This is a genomic window from Bradyrhizobium sp. SZCCHNS3002 (assembly GCF_032377435.1).
Lineage (GTDB): Bacteria > Pseudomonadota > Alphaproteobacteria > Rhizobiales > Xanthobacteraceae > Bradyrhizobium.
On sequence record NZ_JAUHHY010000010.1, the window covers coordinates 326,342 to 333,153 of the forward strand.

The window sequence follows — 6,812 nt, forward strand, 5'->3', positions numbered from 1 at the left end:
CGGCTGAAAAGCCTCGCCAGACTAATAAGCTTCGCCTCCTTCGGAGGGGCACTGGGTGCTGCAGCGCCAGTTGAGCTTGTCTTGGCCCTGAGGAATTCTTTCCACCACAATTCCGCGGGGAGCTCGTGTTCCGCCGTTGGCTCTTCCGCTGGGGGCCTCGGTGTGTCGGACTTAGGTTCGTCGGCCATTACACAACCTCCAATTGCACTAGAAAATATGGCAGCGTTGCAGAGAAAGTTCAACTGAGATGGGATGCAACGAGCGGGCGAAGTTTCTCCCCCCCCGATCAGCTGGCAGTCGCGCAACCGCTGGACCTTGCGTGTCATGTCCAGCGCGAGCTGTTCGGCCGCGCGCTGCCAGAGGTGGGCGCGCCCGATGGCTTCTCGCGACGCTGGATGCTGGATGAGTTTGCCGGCTATCCGGAGCGCGCGAGGTCGCGCAGGCGCGCTCGCCCAACGGGAGAGCGGACATCCGCCGCCGCACCGATCCCGCCAGTTCTCAGATGCAGGGGCCCTGCCCGCGCTGCGGGCACAGCTTGAGCACGCTCGACAGCGTCAGAAGCAGGCGCGCGCTGCGCGTCGTGTTGTCGGGGGCACGGTAGCTGAGCGGCGCGGCGACGCCGAGGTCGGCGCGCCAGTCGTTCGGGAAGGTGAAGCGGATCCCGGCTCCCGCCGAGGTCAGCGCCACGCCGTCCGACGGCCGGAAGCCGTCGTTCCAGGCGAGCCCGGCATCGAAGAAGCCGTAGAGCTGGTAGCTCGTGAGATATTGCCAGTTCGGCTTCTGCTCGAAGCGGACCTCGAACGTGCCGGCGACGCCGTTGTCGCCGCTGATCTCGGCGCTGCCATAGCCGCGGCCATAGGCGAGGCCGCCGAGATAGAACTGCTGCGAATTGTACAGCGGACCCGAAGCGAGCTGGCCGGCGGCCGCGAGCTTCAGCGACCACGCCTCGGACAATGTCTGATAGCGCGCGAACCAGCCGCTGAAGACCGAGAAGCTCGGCGAGGCGCCCGCGCGCGACGCAAGGGGATCGTCGAGCGGCGTCGCCCCGAACGCGTTCAGGCCCTGCCGGTACGCCGCCGTCAGGTAGCTGTCGCCGCCGAGATCATCCTTCCAGCGGTAGTCGGCGGTGAAGGTCAGCGTCCGCACGCGATCGCGATACCAGATGCCGAACAGGTCGCGCTCGGTCACGTCGCTGAAGGCCGCCGCGAAATTGAGCTTCAGCGAGGCGCGTTGCGACTGGATCGGCATGAGGCCGCCGCGCAGCTCGAGCGTCTCGGTCACCGTGTTGTCGTTGAACAGCCGTCTCCGGTCGCCCGGCCGCACCTCGCTGTACAGCGCGGAGGCGCCGACATAGGCGCCGTCGGTGCCGACCGGCACCTCATAGGACAGCCGGCCGAAAGCGAGCTGGCGCGGATCTCCCGGCGTCGTCGACAGGTTGGCGGTGAGCGTGTCGCCCGGCAGCAGATAAGAGTTGAAGGCGGCCGTGGCGTAGTTCTGCCAGGGACCGACGGTCGACGAGCCCAGATTGTCGACGCCGGCGAAGCCGTAGACGTGCCAGGTCTGCAGCTCGATCACCAGGCGGAACCGACCGGTGGTGCCGCCGATCTCCTCCAGCGCGGAATCGACCAGACGGACGCCGCCGCGGCCGTTGATCAGCAGCAACTGCCGCTCCAGCGTCTCCAGCCGTGACGGCTGCTCGGCCAGCACGGGGGCGAGCATCGGCCGGATGCCGAACTCTTCCGCGCCGGCACCCTTCAAGGTCACCTCGGTGATGCTGCCTTCGAGGATCTGGATCCGCACCCGGCCATCGCGGATGTCCTGCGGCGGTACGATCGCACGGCTGAGATGATAGCCGGCGGCGCGGTACTGATCGCTGATCGCGGTCGTGATCGCGGCGAGGTCGGCCTGCGACACCGGCTTGCCGAGATAGGGCTGATAGCTCGCGGCGAGCTGCTCGGCGGGCAGCGCGGACGCCCCCGTCAGCGTGACGCCGCGCATGGTGAACAAGGGCTTGCGATCGCCGCCGCCCTGAGGCGCGAATTGCGGCGCACGCGGCCGCGGCGGCGGCTGCGTCAACCGCGACTGCTGCTCGTCGAAATATCGCTCGGTCTGCCGCGGGTCGAAGCTCGGCTGGCTGACCTGCTGCGCCTGGGCCGTCGCTGCAAACAGCGACGCGGACAGGGAAATGCCGGCGGCGATCGCGGTTCGATGCAGCCGTCGCGAGCCGTGCGGTCCGGCCGCGACGTCGCGCCAACCCGCAGTCCTCCCAGTTCCGTCGACACAACCAGCGCGCATGCCTCGTTTCTAGTTTGTTAAGGTCAACGAAGCGTAAATGCGTGAGGGAAACGCGGCTGCAACTCCTAAGGGTCTCTTGAAACATTTCGATTAGTTTCAAAAGCTGCCAACGACGCGAGTTCGTGCCATGTCATCCAAGCGCTTCCTGATCCCGGGACTGATCGCCGCGTGCCTTTTCGGGGCAACGCCGGCCGCATTCGCGGCCGACGGTGAGCCGTGGCTGGTGAGCAAATCGTCCGGTGAGGTCTGGGTCACCACCCAGGGCGCAGCGCAGGTGTCGCTCGGTCGCGAGGACCCGCTGAAGCCAGGCGATACGATCCGGACCGGGCCGACCGGCCGCGTCCGACTGACCCGCGGCGCCGAGACGATCGTGATCGCGCCGAACTCCGAAGTCGGCCTGCCCACCGCGGCCAGGGACGGCATGGCGACGACCATCCTGCAGCGCGCCGGCTCGATCCTGCTCGACGTCGAGAAGCGCAACGTCCAGCATTTCGAGGTCGAGACGCCCTATCTCGCCGCCGTCGTCAAGGGCACGCAGTTCAGCGTCACGATCTCCGGCCGCAGCACCAAGGTCGAGGTCAGCCGCGGCCAGGTGCAGGTGTCGGATTTCAAGACCGGCCAGATCGCCCAGGTGATGCCCGGCCAGGCCGCCACCGCCTTTGCGACCGGCCGCTCCGGCCTCAGCCTGTCCGGCGCCGGCAGCTTCAGCCCGATCGAGCAGGGCCGCCCGCGCGCCTCCACGATCGATCGTGTTCCGGTGCCGCGCGACGGCCTGCAGGCGCCGCGCGAGGCCAAGGGCAGCGTGATCCACGCGCTGAACGTCAACGGCCCGCCCGCGCGTCCGGGCACAACGGTCGCCGCTCAGCGGCATTCCGCGACCGGATTCGGCGGCGCGAAGCCCGGCGTGGTGCGGATCTCGTCATCGATCGGCGAGGTCAACCTGAACATCCAGAAGGCGACACGCGGCCTCGCCCATGGCGCCCACGCGCCGGCCGCCGGTGGAGGACGAAACGCCGCCTGGAATGACGCGCGCGGCAACAGCGGCAATGCGACGAGCAATTCGGCCACCGCGAGCGGCACGTCGGGAGATTCCTCGATCGCAGCTGCCGTCACCGCGGCGGTCGGCTCGCCAAGCGGATCCGCCAGCGCCAATGCAGCCGGCAATGGCGACGCCGGCAACGGCAATGCCAATGGTGGCAGCCGCGGCAGCAACAATGGCGGTAACGGCAACAACGGCCAGGGCAACGATAGCCAAGGCAACAACGGCAATGGCAACGGTAACAGCGGTAACGGAAATAGCGGCAACGGCAACAGCGGCAACCATGGCAACGGCAACCATGGCAACGGCAATGCCTACGCCTACGGCCACAGCAAGAACTAGGGAGTCCCGATCGAGCGTCACGCCTGCGTCATGCGCCGTCATGGGGGAGCGCGGGCTCGCAGGGTTCCATGGCTCTGCGGTCGGAGCGGGATGAGGTCGGGATCGGGAACGCGGGCGTCGACGTGGCACGCAGATATTCGGGAGAGGGCATGTTCAGGCGGTTCATGCCGCATATTCTGGTCGTCGTTGCGCTGCTGACGGTCGGCCTGTCGGGCGGCCACGAGCTGGTGAGCAACGCCCTCGTCGATCTGCGCTTTCGCCTCGACAACCGCCCCGCCAGCGGCGAGATCGCGGTGGTCGCGATCGACCCGCGCTCGATCGAAGCCATCGGCGTCTGGCCGTGGCCACGGACCCAGCATGCGCGCCTGCTCGAGCAGTTGCAGCGCGCCGGCGTCCGCGACGTCGCCTTCGACGTGGATTTCAGCACACCGTCCGACGCGGCCGGCGATCAGGCGTTCCTGACCGCGCTGCAGAATGCCAAGAGCTCGGTCGTGTTGCCGGCCTTCAGGCAGCTCGATGCGGCCGGGAAGGACACCGCCGTTCACCTCAACCGGCCGCTGCCGCAATTCGAGCAGCTCGCATGGTCGGCCTTCGTGAATATCGAGGTGGCGCGCGATGGCCGCGTCAGAAGCTATGCTTTCGGCGAATATTGCGAGACCGGCGGGGGCAAAACCTTCCTGCAATCCATGGGCGCGTTCCTCGCCGGCAGCGACGCGGTCAAGAACAGCTCTTTCCTGGTCGACTACGGCATCGATCTGTCGTCGCTGCCGCGGGTGTCGTATGTCGATGTCGTCCGCGGCGACGCGGCGGCACTGGCCAGGCTCAAGGACAAGCGGGTGATCGTCGGCGCGACTGCGATCGAGCTCGGCGACTATTACAGCGTGCCGAACGGCCGCGTCCTGCCCGGCGTCATGCTGCAGGCGCTGGCGGCCGAGTCCATCATTCAGCATCGCACCCTGCTCTCGACGTCGACGGCGGCCACGATGGCGGGCGTGCTGCTGATCGTCATCATCATGCTGGCGAGCTGGCGGCACCTCTCGGCGGCGCGGCGCGCGCTGCTGATCGCCATGATCAGCGTCCTGATCGAGGCCGTGGCGCTGCTGCTGCACGACCGCTACGCCGTGGTGCTCGACACCTCGCTGCTGCAGATCGCGCTGGTCGCCTATCTCGCGGCCACCGCCCTCGACGAGATCGACTTCCGCGGCCTGCTGCGGCACGTCGCCGAGAGCCGTTTCGAGCGGATCGCGATGTCGATCGGGGACGGGCTGGTCTGTACCGACCGCAACCGGCGGATCACGGTGTGGAATCCGGGCGCGGTCGCGATCTTCGGCTATGGCGCCGACGAGATCATCGGCCAGCCCTTTGCGCATCTGCGCTCCGACGGCAGCGACGCGCATGACCTGTTTCCGCAGCAGGAGGCGGCGCTGCCGGCGACGTTGATGCCCGACGGCTCCACGATCGAGTTCGACGGCCGGCGCAAGGACGGCGAGGTATTTCCGGTCGAGGCGAGCTTCTCCGCCTGGCAGGGCGCCGACGGCCTGCAATATGGCGTGATCCTGCGCGACATCTCGGCGCGCAAGCGCGAGGCCGAGCGCATCCGCTACCTCGCCGAGCACGACACGCTGACCGCGCTGATCAACCGCAACACGCTGCAGAGCGAGCTCGCCGCCATGATCGCGACCGCGGATGCCGCGTCCGACCGCGTGGCGCTGCTGGTGGTCGGGCTCGATGCCTTCCAGCGCATCAACGACATGCTCGGCCACGCCTTCGGCGACGGCGTCTTGCGCGCGGCGGCCGAGCGGCTGCGCACCGAGATCGGCAGCATGGGCCGCGTCGCCCGGCTCAGCGGCGACGAGTTCGCCGTCGCCATTCCCTGCTCCGCCATCGGCGGCACGGTGGCCGAGCTCGCCGATCACCTGTCGCATTTGTTCGAGGCGCCGCTGGACGCGGGCACGCGCCAGCAGCGCGTCAAGGTCACCCTCGGCGTCGCGGTGCATCCCGAGGGCGGGCACTCGGCAGACGAGCTGCTCAGCAATGCCCACCTTGCCCTCTGTCGCGCCAAGACGGACCGGCGGGGCGGCCATGTGCTGTTCGAGAGCGCCATCCGCCACGAGCTCGAGCAGAGATTGACGCTGGAGGCGGAGCTTGCGCTCGCCGTCGAGCGGAACGAATTCGAGCTGTTCTACCAGCCGCAGGTGGAGCTGTTGGACGGCCGCGTGATCGGCGCCGAGGCGCTGATCCGTTGGCGTCACCCGACCCGCGGCCTCGTGCCTCCCGGTGATTTCATTCCGGTCGTCAACACCTCGCATCTTTCCGAGGCGGTTGCGACCTGGGTCATGGCCACCGCCTGCCGGCAGGCGCGGGACTGGCAGCTCGCCGGCCACGACATTCGCGTCGGCGTCAACCTCTCGCCGTCCCAGTTCCAGTCCGGCGACCTCGCGGCCTTCGTCAGCAAGCTGCTCACCTCGACCGGCCTGTCGCCGCGCCTGCTCGAGCTCGAAGTCACCGAGGACATCCTGCTGCACGACGAACCCGGCGTGCTGCAGACGTTCAACCGGCTGCAGGCACTCGGCGTCAGCCTGGTGTTCGACGATTTCGGCACCGGCTATGCAAGCCTGAGCTATCTGAAGAAATTCCCGCTCGACGGGCTCAAGATCGACCGCTCCTTCGTGCGCGACGTGCTGACCCAGGCCGACGACGCGGCCATCGTCGGCTCGACGGTCAGCCTGAGCAAGCAGCTCGGCCTGTCGGTGATCGCCGAGGGCATCGAGAACGCGGCGACGGCCGAGTTCCTGCTGCGGCTCGGCTGCGAGCAGGGACAAGGCTATCACTTCGGCAAGCCGATGCCGGCAGCGGATTTCACGCAGCGGTTCCTGCAGGTGCACGAGGACACACGCCAAGCCGGCGCGGCGTGAGGTGAGATGGCGGGATTGATGCGAGCGGATGGGCCATGCGTGTTCACGCTCGCATCTCTCGCGTGTCGAGCACTAATCCACCGTTATGTCCGGGCGCCCAGTTCAAGGTTGGGCCCATGCGAGCGCCTGACTCACTGATCCGTCATGGCCGGGCTTGACCCACGGCTGTCCGGTTCAGCTTCCGCATATTGCGAGGCTCAACTGTTGTGGGTTTTTGGCAA

At 67.8% G+C, this 6,812-nt stretch carries 3 protein-coding genes; 2 read left to right on the forward strand and 1 reads right to left on the reverse strand.

Features of this window, described 5'->3' with window-relative positions; all coding sequences use genetic code 11:
• Positions 1–498: 498 nt before the first annotated feature.
• The gene (locus tag QW845_RS22930) at positions 499–2,295 is read right to left on the reverse strand and encodes a ShlB/FhaC/HecB family hemolysin secretion/activation protein (protein WP_315803786.1); all 1,797 of its coding nucleotides are present in this window, start codon (positions 2,293–2,295) and stop codon (positions 499–501) included.
• 127 nt (positions 2,296–2,422) lie between these two features.
• Here QW845_RS22930 and QW845_RS22935 point away from each other — a divergent pair, with 127 nt between their 5' ends.
• Positions 2,423–3,676 carry a FecR family protein gene (locus QW845_RS22935; RefSeq protein ID WP_315803787.1) on the forward strand — a complete coding sequence of 418 codons (1,254 nt, stop codon included), beginning with the start codon at positions 2,423–2,425 and terminating at the stop codon, positions 3,674–3,676.
• A 149-nt stretch (positions 3,677–3,825) separates the two neighbouring features.
• Positions 3,826–6,591, forward strand: coding sequence for an EAL domain-containing protein (locus QW845_RS22940; protein ID WP_315803788.1), 2,766 nt, complete (start codon positions 3,826–3,828; stop codon positions 6,589–6,591).
• The last annotated feature ends 221 nt before the right edge of the window (positions 6,592–6,812 follow it).

Bases quoted from the DNA above. Each gene is read 5' to 3' on its own strand.
- QW845_RS22930 (WP_315803786.1), bottom strand. From the start codon at position 2,295: ATGCGCGCTGGTTGTGTCGACGGAACTGGGAGGACTGCGGGTTGGCGC.
- QW845_RS22935 (WP_315803787.1), top strand. From the start codon at position 2,423: ATGTCATCCAAGCGCTTCCTGATCCCGGGACTGATCGCCGCGTGCCTT.
- QW845_RS22940 (WP_315803788.1), top strand. From the start codon at position 3,826: ATGTTCAGGCGGTTCATGCCGCATATTCTGGTCGTCGTTGCGCTGCTG.